The sequence below is a fragment of the Micromonospora sp. GCM10011542 genome, from assembly GCF_042650685.1.
Taxonomy (GTDB): domain Bacteria; phylum Actinomycetota; class Actinomycetes; order Mycobacteriales; family Micromonosporaceae; genus Micromonospora.
The window spans coordinates 72,434-88,289 of sequence record NZ_JBHSBO010000059.1 but is presented as its reverse complement, the minus strand read 5'-3'; the positions used below and the strand labels follow the sequence as shown (position 1 = coordinate 88,289).

Annotated in this window: 13 protein-coding genes; 8 read left to right on the top strand and 5 right to left on the bottom strand. The window is 74.5% G+C overall.

Annotated features, from left to right (window positions below; translation table 11 throughout):
* Window positions 1–66: 66 nt before the first annotated feature.
* Entirely contained in the window at window positions 67–708 is a 642-nt protein-coding gene (gene lipB / locus ACFOW4_RS24995; protein WP_377531926.1) for a lipoyl(octanoyl) transferase LipB, read from the top strand.
* A gap of 47 nt (window positions 709–755) precedes the next feature.
* Window positions 756–1,595, top strand: coding sequence for an ammonia-dependent NAD(+) synthetase (nadE, locus tag ACFOW4_RS24990; protein WP_377531924.1), 840 nt, complete (start codon window positions 756–758; stop codon window positions 1,593–1,595).
* Window positions 1,596–1,680: 85 nt separating this feature from the next.
* On the opposite strand, the gene aspS is transcribed toward nadE, so the two are convergent.
* Window positions 1,681–2,967 (bottom strand): aspartate--tRNA(Asn) ligase, encoded by a 1,287-nt coding sequence (gene aspS / locus ACFOW4_RS24985; RefSeq protein WP_377532123.1) that lies wholly within the window; start codon window positions 2,965–2,967, stop codon window positions 1,681–1,683.
* Between the two features lie 471 nt (window positions 2,968–3,438).
* On the opposite strand from aspS, the gene lipA reads away from it, so the two are divergent.
* Window positions 3,439–4,428, top strand: coding sequence for a lipoyl synthase (gene lipA, locus ACFOW4_RS24980; protein WP_377531921.1), 990 nt, complete (start codon window positions 3,439–3,441; stop codon window positions 4,426–4,428).
* An 88-nt stretch (window positions 4,429–4,516) separates the two neighbouring features.
* A complete protein-coding gene (locus tag ACFOW4_RS24975) occupies window positions 4,517–6,340 on the top strand; it encodes a hypothetical protein (RefSeq protein ID WP_377531919.1) in 1,824 nt (607 codons plus the stop codon).
* A 186-nt stretch (window positions 6,341–6,526) separates the two neighbouring features.
* Here ACFOW4_RS24975 and ACFOW4_RS24970 read toward each other — a convergent pair whose 3' ends face one another.
* Together ACFOW4_RS24970 and ACFOW4_RS24965 are read right to left on the bottom strand one after the other, a co-directional pair.
* Window positions 6,527–9,424 carry an ATP-binding protein gene (locus ACFOW4_RS24970; protein ID WP_377531916.1) on the bottom strand — a complete coding sequence of 966 codons (2,898 nt, stop codon included), beginning with the start codon at window positions 9,422–9,424 and terminating at the stop codon, window positions 6,527–6,529.
* Window positions 9,425–9,600: 176 nt separating this feature from the next.
* A complete protein-coding gene (locus tag ACFOW4_RS24965) occupies window positions 9,601–9,801 on the bottom strand; it encodes a hypothetical protein (RefSeq protein ID WP_377531915.1) in 201 nt (66 codons plus the stop codon).
* 182 nt (window positions 9,802–9,983) lie between these two features.
* On the opposite strand from ACFOW4_RS24965, the gene ACFOW4_RS24960 reads away from it, so the two are divergent.
* Window positions 9,984–10,670 (top strand): DUF4191 domain-containing protein, encoded by a 687-nt coding sequence (locus tag ACFOW4_RS24960; RefSeq protein WP_377531912.1) that lies wholly within the window; start codon window positions 9,984–9,986, stop codon window positions 10,668–10,670.
* Between the two features lie 64 nt (window positions 10,671–10,734).
* On the opposite strand, the gene ACFOW4_RS24955 is transcribed toward ACFOW4_RS24960, so the two are convergent.
* Entirely contained in the window at window positions 10,735–11,130 is a 396-nt protein-coding gene (locus ACFOW4_RS24955; RefSeq protein WP_377531910.1) for an RDD family protein, read from the bottom strand.
* Window positions 11,131–11,391: 261 nt separating this feature from the next.
* Between ACFOW4_RS24955 and glnA the strand changes: the two genes are divergently transcribed.
* From glnA to ACFOW4_RS24940, 3 genes are all read left to right on the top strand, one after another.
* Window positions 11,392–12,816, top strand: coding sequence for a type I glutamate--ammonia ligase (gene glnA / locus ACFOW4_RS24950; RefSeq protein ID WP_377531908.1), 1,425 nt, complete (start codon window positions 11,392–11,394; stop codon window positions 12,814–12,816).
* 119 nt (window positions 12,817–12,935) lie between these two features.
* Window positions 12,936–13,295, top strand: coding sequence for a PadR family transcriptional regulator (locus tag ACFOW4_RS24945; RefSeq protein ID WP_377531906.1), 360 nt, complete (start codon window positions 12,936–12,938; stop codon window positions 13,293–13,295).
* Window positions 13,292–14,248 (top strand): hypothetical protein, encoded by a 957-nt coding sequence (locus ACFOW4_RS24940; RefSeq protein WP_377531903.1) that lies wholly within the window; start codon window positions 13,292–13,294, stop codon window positions 14,246–14,248. The genes ACFOW4_RS24945 and ACFOW4_RS24940 overlap by 4 nt, the downstream gene beginning before the upstream one ends.
* 68 nt (window positions 14,249–14,316) lie before the next feature.
* On the opposite strand, the gene mptB is transcribed toward ACFOW4_RS24940, so the two are convergent.
* A complete protein-coding gene (gene mptB / locus ACFOW4_RS24935) occupies window positions 14,317–15,852 on the bottom strand; it encodes a polyprenol phosphomannose-dependent alpha 1,6 mannosyltransferase MptB (protein WP_377531901.1) in 1,536 nt (511 codons plus the stop codon).
* Between the last annotated feature and the right edge of the window lie 4 nt (window positions 15,853–15,856).

The following is a 15,856-nucleotide window of genomic DNA, read 5'->3' as shown; positions in this document are numbered from 1 at the left end:
GCCGGCCGAGCGCGGTGAGCCGACTCACCAGGGATTCCGGCCGGTGGCGGGACTAGGCTGGACGCCGTGACCACGACGACCCCCGGCCTGACGGCCGTACGCGCCGGCCTGCTCGACTACCGGGCGGCCTGGGACGAGCAGCGCCGGCTGCACGAGTCGGTGGTGGCCGGCGAACGCGGCGACACCGTGCTGCTGCTGGAGCACCCGAGCGTGTACACCGCCGGCAAGCGCACCGAGCCGTGGGACCGGCCGACGGACGGCACCCCGGTGGTCGACGTCGACCGGGGCGGCAAGATCACCTGGCACGGGCCGGGGCAGCTCGTTGGCTACCCGATCCTGCGCCTGCCCGACCCGGTGGACGTGGTCGCCTACGTCCGCCGCACCGAGCAGTTGCTGATCGACGTCTGCGCCGAGTTCGGCCTGAGCGCCGGCCGGGTCGAGGGGCGCAGCGGGGTCTGGGTGCCGGAGGACGACCGCGGGCCGGCCCGCAAGGTCGCCGCCATCGGCATCCGGGTCGCTCGGGGCGTCACCCTGCACGGCTTCTCGATCAACTGCGACTGCGACCTGACCTCCTTCGACCGGATCGTGCCGTGCGGCATCCGCGACGCCGGGGTCACCTCGCTCACCGCCGAGCTGGGCCGCCCGGTCACCGTCGCCGACGTGCTGCCGGCGGTCGAGCGCCGACTGTCCACCCTCGTCGAGGTCTGACGAGCCGGCTGCCGCCGAGACCACCGCCGCCGACGGAAAGGCCCCCGATGACCGACGTCACCGACGTCCTGTCGACTCAGCAGCGGATCGCCGAGGACCTCAAGGTGCCGGCGGCCTTCGACGCCGCCGCCGAGATCGAACGACGCGTCGTCTTCCTCGCCGACCGGCTCGTCGACACCGGGCTGCGGACCCTGGTCCTCGGCATCAGCGGCGGCGTCGACTCCACCACCGCCGGCCGGCTCTGCCAACTGGCCGTCGAGCGGGCTCGCGACGCCGGCCACCAGGCCACCTTCGTGGCCATGCGGCTGCCGTACGGGGTGCAGGCCGACGAACACCACGCCCAGGCGGCGCTGGCCTTCATCGGGGCCGACCGGGTGCTCACCGTCGACGTCAAGCCGGCCAGCGACGCCGCGCTGGACGCGCTGGAGGCGGGCGGGCTCACCTTCCGCGACGCCGGGCAGCGGGACTTCGTGCACGGCAACATCAAGGCCCGGCAGCGGATGATCGCCCAGTACGCCGTCGCCGGGGCGACGGACGGGCTGGTCGTCGGCACCGACCACGCCGCCGAGGCGGTCACCGGCTTCTTCACCAAGCACGGCGACGGCGCGGCGGACGTCGTGCCGCTGACCGGGCTGACCAAGCGCCGGGTCCGCGCGCTGGCCGAGGCGCTGGGCGCTCCCGCCGAGCTGGTCGGCAAGGCCCCCACCGCGGACCTGGAGACCCTCGCCCCGGGCCGGCTCGACGAGGACGCCCTCGGCCTGACGTACGCGCAGATCGACGACTACCTGGAGGGGCGGCCGGTCCCCGCGGAGGTCGAGGAGAAGCTGGTGGCCCGCTACCGCGCCACCGACCACAAGCGCCAGCTCCCGCTCGCGCCCGAGGTGTAAGGAAGGGCCCCCTGTTAACGCGTGCGGTAGAGCAGGGGCCCCTTGCTAACCGGGACGTGTTAAGAAGGGGCCCCTGCTTGAGGCACTACGGGGTGAGGCGGTGCAGGTCGCGCGGGAAGGCGGTGACCTCCCGGACGTTGGCCGCGCCGACCAGCCGGGCCACGAAGCGTTCCAGACCGATGGCGAATCCGCCGTGCGGCGGCATGCCGTGTTGGAACGCGTCGAGGTAACCGGCGTACGGCTCGACCGGCTCCCCGCGCGCGGCGAGCGCGGCCAGGTAGTCGGCGTGCCGGTGCAGCCGCTGCCCGCCGGTGACCAGCTCCAGCCCTCGGAAGAGCAGGTCGAACCCGTTGGAGTACGCCGGCCGGGCCGGGTCCGGGTGGGTGTAGAAGGGCCGCTTCGCCATCGGGTAGCCGGTGACGAAGAGGAATTCGGAGCCGTGCTCGGCCCGCGCCCACTCCCCCAGCGCCCGCTCGTGGGCGGGGGCGAGGTCCGGCTCGTCGGCAGGCGCCCCGGCGATCTTCAGCGCCTCGGTGAAGTGCACGGCGGGGATCTCCGTGGGTACCTCCGGCGCGGTCACGCCGAGGGTGGCCAGCGCCGCGCCGGCCCGCCCGGTCACGCTGTCGAGCATCCCGGCCAGCGTGTCGCGCAGCACCCGCATCACGTCGCTGTGGTCGGCCACGAAGCCCAGCTCGGCGTCGAGCGAGGTGTATTGCGCCAGGTGCCGGACGGTGTCGTGCGGCTCGGCCCGGAAGACCGGCCCGACCTCGTAGACCCGTTCGAAGACGCCGACCATCAGCTGCTTGTAGAACTGCGGCGACTGGGCCAGGTACGCGGGCCGGCCGAACCAGTCCAGCCCGAACACGTTCGCCCCGCTCTCGGTGGACGAGCCGACCACCTTCGGGGTGTGGATCTCCACGAAGTCCCGGGCGTCGAGCGCGGCGCGGAACCCGGCGACCGCGGCCGCCGAGACGCGCAGCGCGGCCGACCGGGTGGGGTGGCGCAGCGCGACCGGCGCGTGGTCGAGCTGGGTGGGCAGGCTGGCGGTGAGCGCCGGCCGGTACAGGTCGAACGGCGGCGGCACGGCGGGCGGGCCGAGCGGACGTACCGTCGGGTCGGTGAGCTCGACCCCGGCGGGCGCCGTCGCGTTCGCCACCGGGGTGCCGACCACCTCGACGACGGTCTCCTCGGGCAGCGCCTCGACCTGGGCGCGGACGGCAGGGTCGGTGACCACCACCTGGGTGAAGCCGGCGGCGTCGCGGACGATGAGGAAGGCCACCGACTTGAGCAGCCGGCGGCGGTGCACCCACCCGGCGACCCGCACGGGGGCGCCGACATGGTGGATGAGCTGGTGGGAGAGGACGCGTTGCACGGTGGCTACCTCCTTGATCATCGCAACGCGAGCCCAGGGAGGTGTGGGCGAGCGGGAACCTCGCGGTGCCACCACACCTTCGCCCCCGCGAGCGGGGGCCTCGTTCGTCGCCTGATGACCGGGGCCAGCCGGGCGGGCTCTACTGGGCCGCGAGGCGTTAACAGGGGGCCCTTCCTCTACCAGAGGCGGTAAGAAGGTGCCCTTCCTTACCCGCGGCCGTTCTTCCCGCAGCTCAGGAGGGTCTTCACGCGCCGGCGCCAGACCGCCTCTCAGCACCGGCGGCTCTCTGCACTGGCGAGGTCGGCGCGCTACTCGGCTCCGTCATCGCTGTTGCCGGGAACCGTAGCACCGGCCGGCGGCGAATGTAACGCCGGTTTTCAGCACACGGGTGGCGGGCGTCACAAGCGCTGGGGCGTGACGCCGGTCGCCCGACGCACATTGACGGCCGCCGTCGGGCGTAGGCTCGGTTTTGTGACGATCGAGCACTCCGCGCCGACGACCGGCCAGGCAGCGCGTACCGCGACGGCAGCCCCCGAGGGGCGGCGCCTGCTGCGGATCGAGGCGCGCAACGCCGAGACGCCGATCGAGCGCAAACCGCCGTGGATCAAGGTCAAGGCCAAGATGGGGCCGGAGTACACCCAGCTGCGCGGGCTCGTCTCGCGCGAGGGGCTGCACACCGTCTGCCAGGAGGCCGGCTGCCCCAACATCTACGAGTGCTGGGAGGACCGGGAGGCGACCTTCCTCATCGGTGGCGACCAGTGCACCCGGCGCTGCGACTTCTGTCAGATCGACACGGGCAAGCCCGCCGAGTTCGACGCCGACGAGCCGCGCCGCGTGGCCGAGTCGGTGGTCTCGATGGGGCTGCGCTACGCCACCATCACCGGCGTCGCCCGTGACGACCTGCCCGACGGGGGCGCCTGGCTGTACGCCGAGACCGTCCGGCAGATCCACGCCCTCCAGCCCGGCTGCGGCGTCGAGCTGCTCATCCCGGACTTCAACGCCGTCCCCGAGCAGCTCGCCGAGGTCTTCGGCTCGCGCCCGGAGGTGCTGGCGCACAACGTGGAGACGGTGCCGCGCATCTTCAAGCGCATCCGGCCGGCGTTCCGCTACGAGCGCTCGCTCGACGTGATCCGACAGGCTCGCGCCGACGGCCTGGTCACCAAGAGCAACCTCATCCTGGGCATGGGCGAGGAGCGGGCCGAGGTCTCCCAGGCGCTGCGCGACCTGCACGAGGCCGGCTGCGAGCTGATCACCATCACCCAGTACCTGCGCCCATCGCCCCGCCACCACCCGGTGACCCGCTGGGTCAAGCCGGAGGAGTTCGTGGAGCTGCGCGAGGAGGCCGAGGAGATCGGCTTCGCCGGCGTCATGAGCGGGCCGCTGGTGCGCTCGTCGTACCGGGCCGGCCGGCTCTACCGGCAGGCGCTCGACGCCCGCGCCGGGGTCGTCACCGCCGGCTGACCCCGCCGGGCCGCCGATCGGCGGGCGACGCGCCGCGTACCGGCGGGCGACGCACCGCCGGCCGGGGCACGGATGCCATGATCGGGCGATGACCACCGGGGTACGCGAGCAGCCACGCCGCGCCTGCCCGCGCCCCTGGCCGGCGCCGCGCGCGGCCGGGCTGGTCGGCTGGCTCACCGCGCTGGCCCTGCTCGCCGGGATCGGCTACCGCGTCTGGTTGCTCCGCCACGCCGCGCCGCCGACGAACAGCGACGAGGCCACCATGGGGCTGGCCGCGCTGCACATCGCCCGGGGGCAGGACTTTCCGGTCTGGTTCTACGGGCAGCAGTACATGGGCACGCTGGAGGCGTACCTGGCCGCGCCGGTCTTCGCCGTGGCCGGGCCGTCGCTGTCCGGCCTGCGCCTGCCCACCCTCGCGCTGTACGCGGTGTTCGTGCTGCTCGCCTGGCGGTTGACGCTGCGGCTGACCGGGGACCGCTGGTTCGGGCTGCTGGTGGTGGTGCTGCTCGCCCTCGGCTCGGACCGGGTGGTCAAGAACCAGCTCATCGCCGGCGGCGGCTATCCCGAGATGACCGCGGCCGGCGTGGCGCTCGCCCTGCTCGCCGTGGACCTGGCCACCGGACGGCCGGGTCGCCGGCTGCCGCGCTGGGCGGCGTGGGGCTTCCTCGCCGGGCTGATGCTCTGGGTCGACCCGCTGGTCCTGCCGTACATCGCGGCCACCGCAGCGGTGCTGGTGGCGTACCGCCGTCGGGAGCTGCGCGGCGCGGCCGGGGTGCTGCTCGGGCTGGCCGCCCTGGTCGGAGCCGCCCCGATGCTGACGTACAGCCTGTGGGCGGGCCACAACCCGCTCAGCGCGGTACTCACGGCCGGCGGTGCCGACGCGGCCGCGAGCTGGGCCGACCGGCTGCACGGCGGGCTGCTGCTCGGCCCCCCGCTCGGGATGGGTTTCTGCGCACCCGGGCAATGCGCGACCTGGCAGCTGTGGTGGGCGCTCGCCCTGCCGGTGCTGCTGGCCGTCGCCGCCGCATCCGCGTGGCGGGCGCTGCGCGCGGCACCCGACCGACGCGCCGACCTCCCGGACGGCGGCGGCCCGCTGGACGGCGGTCGCCTCGCGGACGGCGGCGGCCTCGCCAACGGCGGGCGCCTCGACGGGGGGCGGGTGGGGGCGGCGGTGCGGCTGGCCCTGGTGGTGGCCGCGGTGGCCACCCTCGGCTCGTACACGGTGAGCAGCGCCGCCGGGCGCACCCCGGTGGAGAGCTCCCGGTACCTGTCCTGCCTGCTCATCTCGCTGCCGGCGCTGCTCTGGCCGGTGTGGACGGTGGCCCGTCGCGGGCTGGGCCGCCGGCCGGCCGACGGGTCCCTGCCTTCCACCGGTGTGCCCGGCGACCGTCCGGTCGACCGGTCGGCGGTGCCCGGCAGGTGGACGGCCGGCCGGTCCCCCTTCCCCGGCGCAGAGGTGCCGGCCGCGTGGCACCGGGCCGGGTGGATGGTGGTCTGGCCCGTCGCCGTGGCGCTGCTCGTCGCCACGGTGGGCAGTGCCGGCTGTGCCACCTGGCGGGCGGCGCAGACCGCGCCGGCCGCCCGGGCCGCCGAGATGCGGCACGCGGAGCTGGTGGCCACCCTGCGCCAGCTCGGCGTCCGGCACGTCCGCGCCGGCTACTGGACCTGCAACCGGCTCACCTTCGCCAGCGCGGAGCAGGTGGTCTGCGCGGTCGTCGACGACGAGCTGAACCCGGGATTCGACCGGTATCCCGCGTACCGCCGGGAGGTGGGGCGCTCGGCGGCGCCGGCCTGGGTCGCGCCGGTCGGGTCGCCGCTGGCGGCCCGGCTCGACGACCGGCTGCGCACCGCCCCGGCCCGCCTCGACCTGGTCACCATCGACGGTTGGCGGATCTACCTCCCCCGCGTCTGACCCGCCGGACCTGCCGTCCGGGCGAGGGCGACCGCGCCGCCAGGGCAAGGGCCGGCCTCCCGCCCGGGCCCGGGATGCAGGAGGTCGGGGTGTCGCGGAGCTTGGGACGCCCCGATTTCAACGACATCGAGTCGATTATGGGCGTTGCCCGGCGATCAGGAGGGGCGGCGGGGGCCGGGCCGTCGGTCAGTGTGGGGTGGTGGGTTTGGTGAGCAGGCCGAGGCGGTGCGCGAGGGCGGCGGCCTCCCCCCGGTTGGTGACGTCCAGCTTCGCGATGATCCGCGAGACGTGCACGCTGGCCGTCTTCGGGGAGATGAACAACCGCTCGGCGATCCGGCTGTTGCTGTGCCCCTCGGCGACCAGCCGCAGCACCTCCCGTTCGCGCGAGGTCAGCAGGTCGGCGCCCGGCCCGCCCGGGGTCGCCCCACGCAGGCCGACCCGGCGGGCGAGGGTGGCCGCCGCCTCACCCAGCGGCTTCGCGCCCAACCGTCGGGCGATGTCGGCCGCCTCGGTGATCGCCGCGGCCACCTCGTCCCGCTCCCCCTCGGCGGCAGCGGCCTCGGCCAACGCCAGCAACGCCCGACCCAGCGGGTACGGCTGCCCGTCGGCCCGCCACGCGTTGACCGCGGCGCGCCAGGCCGGCAGTGCCCGAGCGCCGGGCGCGAGCAGGGCGGTGACCTGGGCGGCGTGCGCCCGCGCGGCCGGGTGCCGCGCGGGCAGGTCGGCGGCGAGCGCCGCGACGGCGGCGGCCAACTCCCGGTCGCCCACCCGGGCGGCGGTGCGCGCGGCGGCGCTGAGCAGCGGCCAGCCCTCGCGGGGTAGCTGTGGCAGGTGCTCGTCGGCCAGCGCGACGCGGGCCGCCCGGACCGCCTCCACCTTGTCGTCGGCCGCCAGCGCCGCTTCGATCCCCAGTTCGTGCAGGGGCAGCCGGTGGTTCGGCCACAGGTAGGGCCGGGTGAGGAAGGCCAGCGCCCGGTCCACCGGCTCGTCGGCGGCCGGGTGGGCGCGGGCCAGCCGCAGCCCGGCGCTCAACTGGAGCCAGTGCAGCCCGGTCACGCCGGACAGGTCGATGCGGGCGGCCTCCGCGCACACCGCCTCGGCCTCGTCCCACCGGCCCAGCGCGAGCAGCGCCTCGGCCCGGTTCGACAGCAGGTACGCCCCGGTGGAGCGGCTGATCCCCACCCGCCGCGCCTCGGCGACCCCGGCCTCGGCCGCCTCGGCGGACTCGGCGTACCGGCCCAGCGCGAAGAGCACATCCGACTGGTACACGAGGGCGATCACCAGGGCCGGCACGTCCCCGGCCGCGCGGGCGACGGACTCCGCGCGGCGCATCTCGGCCGCCCCGCGTTCGAGGTCCTGGTCGGCCCCGCAGAGCAGGGCGATCCGGGCGGGCAGCAGGGCCAGGTCCGCACCGAGCGCCGTGGCGTCCGCGCTCGCCTCGGCGGCCACCCGGGCCGCCTGCTCCGGGTCGATCTTCGCCAGGTGGCCGGCGATGTCGGCGAGCAGCCGCACCCGCTCCACCCCGGCAGGCCCGCCGGCTGCCAGCCGGTACGCCTCGCCCAGCTCGGCCCTGCCGTCGCTCTTGCCGAGCAGGGCCAGCAGCCGGCCCCGCTGGTCCAGCAGTCGGGCGGCGCGCAGCGGCTCGGCGTCGGCGTCCACCTCGGCCAGTCCGGCCCGGGTCAGGGTGATCGCCCGGCTGAAGTCTCCAGCCGTGACCGCGGCGTCGACGGTCTGCTCCAGCAGCGCCAGGTGGTCCATGCCGAGCCGGTCGGCGGCGTCGGGCACCAGCTCCCACAGCTCCAGCACCCGCTCCAGCAGCCGGCGCTGCTCGGCGTAGGCGTACCGGTCGGCGGCGGCGCAGGCCGCGGCGCGGGCGGCGACCAGGGCCCGGGGGTGGTCGTGCGCGGCGTACCAGTGGTGCGCGATCTCGGCCGGGGCTCGGCCGGCGGCGACCAGCTGGGGCTGGGCCTCGATGGCGGCGGCGTACCGGGCGTGCAGCCGGGCGTGCTCGCCGGGCAGCAGCTCGTCGTGCACAGCCTCGCGGACCAGCGCGTGCCGGAACTCGTAGTCGCCGTCCGGGTCGGCCACCACCAGCTGGGCGGCGACCGCGGCGCGCAGCGCGTCCTCCAGCTCCGCCTCGGGCAGCCCGGCCACCTCCGCGAGGAGTTGGTGGGCGAAGCGGGTGCCGCCGGCGGCGGCGATCCGCAACACGCGCTGCGCCGGGTCGGGCAGCCGGTCCACCCGGGCGAGCAGCAGGTCCCGCAGTGTCTCGGGCAGGCTGGCGCAGCCGATCGGGTCGCCGGCGGCGGCCAGCTCCTCGATGAAGAAGGGGTTGCCCTGGGTACGGTCGTGGACGTCGTCGACGGCACGGACGGTCGGCTCGGCACCGAGCAGGTCGGCGAGGATCGCCGCGGTCCCGTCGCGATCCAGTCGCCCCAGCTCGATCCGTTCGACGCCCCGGGCCCGGTCCAGCTCGGCCAGGAACGCGCGCAGCGGGTGCCCGCGCTGCAACTCGTCGGTGCGGTAGGTGCTGACCAGCAGCAGTCGGCCCGGCCGGGCGGCCCGGACCAGGAAACCGATGAGGTCGCGGGTGGAACGGTCGGCCCAGTGCAGGTCCTCGATCACCAGCACCAGTGGTTGGGCGTCGGCGAGCCGCTGGAACAGCTCGGCGACGAGGTCGAACAGGTAGCCGCGCGGGGCGTCGGTGAGCGGCGCGGCGGCGGGCCCGGCCAGCGCCGCCGGTGCCCGACCCAGCTCCGGCAGCAGTCGGGCGAACTCCGCCTCGTATCCGGCGAACACCTCGGGGCCGTCGCGGCGCAGCACGGCGCGCAGGGCGGCGGCGAACGGGGCGAAGGGCAGGCCCGCCTCGCCGAGTTCGAGGCACTGCCCGACCAGCACGCGGGCTCCGGAGTCGGTGGCGTGCCCGGCGAACTCCTCCAGCAGCCGGGTCTTGCCGACGCCGGCCTCACCGCCGACCAGGACGGTGCTGGGCTCCCCGGCCCGGGCCCGCGCCAGTGCGTTCCGCAGCCCCACGACCTCGCGCTGGCGGCCGATGAGGACAGAGCTGGCGCGACGTACGGTCACGGGACTGAGCATGCCACGACCGGGCCCGCCGCCGGCCCCGCCGATCGGTCGGTGACCGGCCGGCGGGGCCGGCATCGGAACCCCGACCGGCGGAGCCGGCAGACCAGTTCCGGCCGGCAGCGCGGCCGGCGGAGGAAGTGCGGACCCGTCGGCCGCTCGAACCGGGGCTGGGGCGGTCACCGGCGGGCGTCGCCGGTCCGGCCGGCGTGCTGCCGGCGGCCGAACCAGTCGCGGGTGCCGCGACGCGGTACGGACCGGGCGAGCCGGTCGGCCGCCGCCTCCGCGCGCAGCTCGGCGGCGTGCGTACGGTGCAGGGAGAGCAGGAAGTCTGCGTCGTTGCCGAACATGTCGGGCTCCTTCGGTGCGTTCGTCGTCATCTGCTGACCATGACTCTGCGCGCGAAGGCACCACCGGGGCATGGGTGCACCGCCTGATCTTCGGTGCCGTCCCCCTCCTTACCCCCGCGCCGTGCGGGTCCGTAGCGCCGTAAGGTACTCAGCCGGCCCGGCACACCGGCCGCGGATCAACGGGGCGGGCGGCGCCCACTAGACTCTCGGGCATGGCAAAGCCCCAGGAGAAGGTCTCGTTCGGCCAGCGGCTGAAGCAGATCGGGATGGTGTTCCAGTTCACCGCGAAGCAGGACCGGTGGTTCGCGCCGCTGCTCGCCGCCGCGGTGCTCATCCCGCTCGCTCTCACCGTGGTCGCGGTGATCCTCTGGAGCTGGATCTGGCTGCCGCTGGGCATCCTGTTCGCCGTGCTCGCGGCGCTGATCGTGCTCAACCTGCGCTCCAACAAGGCGATGATGAACGCCGCCGAGGGCCAGCCCGGTGCCGCGGCGCAGATCATGGAGAGCATGCGCGGTGACTGGCGGGTGACGCCGGCGATCAGCTCCACCACCCAGATGGACATGGTCCACCTGGTCATCGGTCGGCCGGGCGTGATCCTGCTGGCCGAGGGGAACCCGCAGCGGATCCGTGGCCTGCTCGGCCAGGAGAAGCGCCGGCTGGCCAAGGTGATCGGCTCGGCGCCACTGCACGACTACGTGATCGGGCAGGAAGAGGGCGAGCTGCCGATCCGCAAGCTGCGCACGACGCTGCTGCGGCTGCCACGCAGCCTCAGCGGCAAGGACGTCAACGCGCTCGACAAGCGACTGAAGGCGCTGACCGCCCGGCCGCAGATGCCCAAGGGCGCGATCCCGAAGAACATGCGGCCGCCGGGCGCCTTCCGCCAGTCGCGGGGTCGCTGACCCCCGCACCGTACGCCGAGAGGAGCCGGACCCCAGCGGGTCCGGCTCCTCTCGCGTTCGGGGGTCAGCGCGGGGCGTCGGTGATGACCGCCCCGGTGAGGCGGTCGTGCAGGCCGCGGCGGTGCTCATCCATGATCAGCGCCGGTACGACCAGGGCCAGCAGCAGACCGCGCAGCAGCGCCCGCAGCAGCCCGATCCGGCCGCCGTCGAACCAGGCCACGCAGCGGATCCGGGTGACGTACATGCCGGGCGTCTGGGCGAACAGACCCAGGAAGAGGCCGTACTCGACGATCAGCAGCAGCACCGGCAGCCACGCGTGTTGGATCGGCCCCCCGAAGAAGTTCGACACCAGCAGGCACAGCAGCCAGTCGATGATCAGCGCGCCGAACCGCCGGCCCAGGCTGGGTGGGGTGAAGGCGGGGTCGGTGGCGGGCGGTACCGGCGGGTGCGGATTGGTCACAGCGGTCAAGGGTATCCGCGCGGCGAACAGGCCCTTCGGGTGCGTCCTACGCAGTGCGCCAGATCGGGCCAACCGCCGCAATTGTCATTACACTGGCACAGCCGGTACGACGCTCGCGGCGGCTGAGAAGCGGTGGAGGGGCGTCGCTGACGCTCCGCGAAGGACGTAACACGGCAGAAACACCGAAGACATGGCCGGGCAACCCCCTGGCCATAGCGTCGCCAGAAGCCTAGCCACCCCGTGGACGTGCCAGGAGGACGTGTGTTCGCCAATCCCGAGGAACTGCTGCGATACCTCAAGAACGAGGACGTGAAGTTCGTCGACGTACGTTTCTGTGACCTGCCCGGCGTGATGCAGCACTTCAACATGCCGGTCGAGTCCGTCGACGACGATCTCCTCACCGAGGGCCTCGCCTTCGACGGCTCGTCGATCCGCGGCTTCCAGGCGATCCACGAGTCGGACATGCTCCTGCTCCCGGACGTCGCCACCGCCTTCATCGACCCGTTCCGGGCGCAGAAGACCCTCGCGCTGAACTTCTTCATCCACGACCCGTTCACCCGCGAGGCGTACACCCGCGACCCGCGCAACGTGGCGAAGAAGGCCGAGGCCTACCTGGCCGCCAGCGGCATCGCCGACACCGCGTACTTCGGTGCCGAGGCGGAGTTCTACATCTTCGACTCGATCCGCCACGAGACCTCGGCGCACCAGTCGTTCTACTACATCGACTCGGTCGAGGGCGCCTGGAACAGCGGCCGCGAGGAGCCGGGCGGCAACCGCGGTTACAAGACCCCGTACAAGGGTGGCTACTTCCCGGTGCCGCCGGTCGACCACTACGCCGATCTGCGCGATTCGATCGTGCGCCGGCTGGTCGACAGCGGCTTCACCGTGGAGCGTTCGCACCACGAGGTGGGCACCGCCGGCCAGTCCGAGATCAACTACAAGTTCTCAACGCTGCTGCACGCCGCCGACCAGCTCCAGCTCTTCAAGTACATCGTGAAGAACGAGGCCTGGGCCAACGGCAAGACCGCGACCTTCATGCCGAAGCCGCTCTTCGGCGACAACGGCTCCGGCATGCACACCCACCAGAGCCTGTGGCTCAACGGTGAGCCGCTCTTCTACGACGAGACCGGCTACGCGGGCCTGTCCGACATGGCCCGCTGGTACATCGGCGGCCTGCTGCACCACGCGCCGTCGCTGCTGGCCTTCACCAACCCGACGGTCAACTCGTACCGCCGCCTGGTGCCGGGCTTCGAGGCGCCGGTCAACCTGGTCTACTCGCAGCGCAACCGCTCCGCCTGCACCCGCATCCCGGTGACCGGCAGCAACCCGAAGGCCAAGCGGGTCGAGTTCCGGGTGCCGGACCCGTCCGCCAACGTCTACCTGGCCTTCTCGGCGATGATGATGGCCGGCCTGGACGGCATCAAGAGCAAGATCGAGCCGCCGACGCCGATCGACAAGGACCTGTACGACCTGCCGCCGGAGGAGTGGGGCGACGTCAAGCAGGTGCCGGGCTCGCTGTCGGCGGTGCTCGACTCGCTCGAGGCCGACCACGACTACCTGCTCGACGGCGGCGTCTTCACGCCGGACCTGATCTCCACCTGGGTGGACTGGAAGCGGGCCAACGAGGTCGACCCGGTGCGCCTGCGCCCGACCCCGCACGAGTTCGCCATGTACTTCGACTGCTGACCCCTCTCCAGCACCGGCCGGGCCGGCTCCGCGTGACGCGGAGCCGGCCCGGTCCCGTATCCCCGCCCGACCACACCTATCGCCCCCCGTTATACCTTCGCGTCCGTTATATTGTCGCGATGGACACACCCCTGCGGGAACCGACGTTCCTGATCCTCACCGCACTGGCCGGCGAGCCGCTGCACGGTTACGGGCTGATCCGCGAGGTCGCCGGCCTCTCCGACGGACGGGTCACCCTGCGGCCGGGCACCCTTTACGGCGCCCTCGACCGGCTGGTCGACGCCGGCCTGGTCGAGGTCGACCGGGAGGAGATCGTGGACGGCCGGCTGCGCCGCTACTACCACCTCTCCCCCGCGGGCGACGCGACGCTCACCGCCGAGACCGAGCGGCTGCGCCGCAACGTCGAGGCCGCCACCGCCCGACTGCGCGCCCGCACCACCCGGCCGCTCGCCCCGCGTACCGCCGGGGGGTTGGCGTGAACGACCTGGAACGGCGCTACCTGCGGCTGCTGCGCGCGTACCCCGCCGAATACCGGCGTGCTCGCGGCGCGGAGATCGTCGGGACCTACCTCGACCTGGCCGCCACGGGCCGTCGCTGGCCGTCGCCCGCGGACGCCGCCGACCTCGTGCGCGGCGGCGTCCGCCAGCGGCTGCGGGCCACCGGGGCCGCCGACCTGATCCCCGGGGTACGCCTCGCGGCGGTGCTGGCCCTGCTCACCGGGACCGCGCTCGCGGCGGTCTGGTCGGTGCTGGAGCTGCGACCCCCGGCGCCCTACTGGGGTGTCCCGGCACTCGGGCCGGTCGCCACCCTCGGCGCCGGGGTGTGGGTGGCGTGGCTGCTGCCGGCGCTCGCGCTGGCCGTCGACTCGGCCCGGTGGGCGCGACGGGCCATCGGGCTCGCGCTGCTGCTCACCGTCGCGGTGGTACCCGTCGCGGAGTTGGCCGGTCTGCCCCGACCGCCGCTGTTCACGCTGCTGCCCCAGGCCGCCCTCGGGCTGGTGGCGCTCGCCCTGCCGGACCGGCTGTCGCTGCCGGTACGGCTGGCAATGCCGCTCACGGCCGTGGGCGCTGCCGCGGCGACAGAGCTGCTCTACGCGCGGGAGGACCACTACTACTACGGCTGGACCAGCATCGAGATCATCCTCGGGATGGGCCGGAGCCTGTTGGCGGTCACGCTGCTGCTGGCGATCGGGCTGCTGGTTGTCGGCGACCGTCGGGGCGGGTGGGCCGCGCTGACCCTGCTCACCCCGATCGGTCTTCTGCTCCTGCAGGACCTGGTCCGTTCGGGGGCCGCCTACCTGCCCGTTGGGCGCAACGCGGCCTTCTCCGGCCTGGCCCTGGCGGCGACCACCGTCACGCTGCTCGGCACAGCCGCGCTCGGCGCCGCGGTGGCGTTGTCCGCACGGGCCGGCCGACGCACCATCCCGTCCTGACGGTCGGCACTCGTTGATCATGAGGTTGGCGGTGTGCTCGATCTCGAAGCGCGCCGCCAACCTCATGATCAAACACGGTCCGCGGGCCGGGGCAGGCCGGGCCGGTGCGTCAGGCGCAGGAGGAGCAGGACGATCACCAGCGCGGTCAGCACGATCGCTCCAGGGGCCTTGGCGAACCGGGCCAGGTTGGTGCCGTCGGGGAGGGTCAGGAAGGCGGCGAGGGCGGCCGGCACCACGAACCAGGTGGTCCGCGTCGCGGTGAGGGCGAGCAGCGCGAGGGGCCAGGTGGCGTACCAGGGGTGGAAGACCGGGGACAGCACCACCGTGGCGGCCAGCGCCAGCCCGGCCCCGCGCAACGCCACCCGGGGACGGTCCGCCTCGATCGTGGTCACCGGCCGGCGGACGTGGTCCGGGCCGGGCCGGCCGGCGAGACCACCCGGTCTCCGGTGCAGCGCCCGCCAGGCCCGCCACCAGAGCACCGCCAGCAGCACGGTGAGCAGCAGCAGCGCCGCCGCCCGGAGCACCGGCACCGCGTCCGGGTCCCGGCCGACCAGCGCGCCCGCGTAGTCGACCACGAAGCCGACCGCCGTCGGCGGGGAGGTCCACTGCTCGGAGTCCCCGCTGCGGGTCAGCCCGCCCACCCAGCCCAGCCCGAGACCGGAAAGCGCCGACATGGCCAGCAGCGCGGCAAGCACCCCGCCGGCCAGCCAGCCACCGTCGCGCAGCAGCGCCCGGACGGTGTGCCGGCCCCGCACCGCGGCCAGGGCGGCGAACGGCAGCACCACCACGGCGCTCGCCTTCACGCTCACCGCCAGCCCGAGCAGCAGCCCGGCGACCAGCAGTGGCAGCGCCCGGCCCGGCCGGCGGACCACCACCAGCAGGCCCGCCAGCAGCAGGCCCAGCATCACCGCGTCGTTGTGCGCCCCGGCCAGCAGGTGCACCCCGACCAGCGGGCCGGCCAGCGCCAGCCAGGCCGCCCGCCGGGTCGGGACCCCGGCGGCGCGGGCCAGCCCGGGCAGGCAGAACGCGGCCAGCAGCAGCCCGGCCACGGCACACGACCGCAGCACCACGATGGTGCCGGTGAGCCCGCCGCCCACTGTCACCGCGAGCGCGGCGAGCAGCACGAAGAACGGGCCGTACGGTGCCGGGGTGTCCCGCCAGATCGGCGCCACGGCGTCCACCCAGGGGCAGCCGGCCGCCGCGACCCCCACCGCGTACGGGTCGGCGCCGTGCGTGTACGACCAGCCCTGGCAGGCGTACGAGTAGACGTCCCGACTGCCCAGCGGCGGCGCGACGAGCAGCGGCAGCGCCCACAGTCCCGCCGTCGCGTACGCCCACCGGGTCGACGGCGTGCCCCGGCGCAGCGACCACCACGCCCCGACCAGCAGCGCGGTGCCGACCAGCCAGCAGGCGAGCGTCCAGGGCCCGGCCGGGGTGCGCCAGATCGACGCGGGCGTCACGCCCAGCGGGGCGTCGGGCAGCGCGCCGCCGAGGTGGGCGGCCACGGCGAGCAGGACCGCCCCGGCGAGCCCGGCGTAGCGGGCGGCACGCGCTGCGGGCGGGGTGCCGATGGCCGGGGCGGGTGCGGCGCCGGGATCACTCACCGGC

What these genes read in the sequence shown, in the direction of transcription:
- ACFOW4_RS24965 (WP_377531915.1), bottom strand. Translation starts at nt 9,801, where the DNA reads ATGACGACGAACGCACCGAAGGAGCCCGACATGTTCGGCAACGACGCA.
- ACFOW4_RS24975 (WP_377531919.1), top strand. Translation starts at nt 4,517, where the DNA reads ATGACCACCGGGGTACGCGAGCAGCCACGCCGCGCCTGCCCGCGCCCC.
- ACFOW4_RS24960 (WP_377531912.1), top strand. Translation starts at nt 9,984, where the DNA reads ATGGCAAAGCCCCAGGAGAAGGTCTCGTTCGGCCAGCGGCTGAAGCAG.
- ACFOW4_RS24945 (WP_377531906.1), top strand. Translation starts at nt 12,936, where the DNA reads ATGGACACACCCCTGCGGGAACCGACGTTCCTGATCCTCACCGCACTG.
- nadE (WP_377531924.1), top strand. Translation starts at nt 756, where the DNA reads ATGACCGACGTCACCGACGTCCTGTCGACTCAGCAGCGGATCGCCGAG.